This window comes from Nonomuraea monospora, assembly GCF_039531895.1.
Classification (GTDB): Bacteria; Actinomycetota; Actinomycetes; order Streptosporangiales; family Streptosporangiaceae; genus Nonomuraea; species Nonomuraea monospora.
Map to the genome: position 1 here is coordinate 1 of NZ_BAAAQX010000108.1, position 934 is coordinate 934.

Genomic DNA, 934 nt, shown 5'->3' on the forward strand with positions numbered 1-934 from the left:
TCGACCACGACGCCGCCCTCGAGACCGGCGTTGACCGCGATCTGCTTGAGCGGCTCCTCCAGCGCCTTCTTGACGATGGCGGCACCGGTGGCCTCGTCGCCCGCCAGCTCCAGCTTGTCGAAGGCCTTGGCGCCGGCCTGCAGCAGCGCCACGCCGCCGCCGGGGACGATGCCCTCCTCGACGGCCGCCTTGGCGTTGCGGACGGCGTCCTCGATGCGGTGCTTGCGCTCCTTGAGCTCGACCTCGGTCGCCGCGCCGGCCTTGATGACGGCCACGCCGCCGGCCAGCTTGGCGAGGCGCTCCTGGAGCTTCTCGCGGTCGTAGTCGGAGTCGGTGCGCTCGATCTCGGCGCGGATCTCGTTGACCCGGCCGGCGATCTGCTCGGCGTCACCGGCGCCGTCGACGATAGTGGTCTCGTCCTTGGTCACCACGACCTTGCGGGCGCGGCCCAGCAGGTCGAGGGTGGCGGTCTCGAGCTTGAGGCCGACCTCCTCGGCGATGACCTGGCCGCCGGTCAGGATCGCGATGTCGTTCAGCATCGCCTTGCGGCGGTCGCCGAAGCCCGGGGCCTTGACGGCCACGGAGCGGAACAGGCCGCGGATCTTGTTGACCACCAGGGTCGCCAGGGCCTCGCCCTCGACGTCCTCGGCGATGATCAGCAGCGGCTTGCCCGACTGCACGACCTTGTCGAGCAGCGGCAGCAGGTCCTTGTTGGCGGAGACCTTGCTGTTGACGATCAGGATGTACGGGTCCTCGAGCACGGCCTCCATACGGTCCGAGTCGGTGACGAAGTACATCGACGTCATGCCCTTGTCGAAGCGCATGCCCTCGGTGAGCTCGAGCTCAAGGCCGAAGGTGTTGCTCTCCTCGACGGTGATGACGCCTTCCTTGCCGACCTTGTCCATCGCCTCGGCGATGAGCGAGCCGATCTCGG

Annotated in this window: 1 protein-coding gene; it reads right to left on the reverse strand. The window is 68.6% G+C overall.

Annotated elements, in window-relative coordinates:
• Window positions 1–934, reverse strand: a 934-nt coding sequence (gene groEL / locus ABD331_RS60690; protein WP_344496713.1) for a chaperonin GroEL, incomplete at both ends; no start/stop codon positions are given.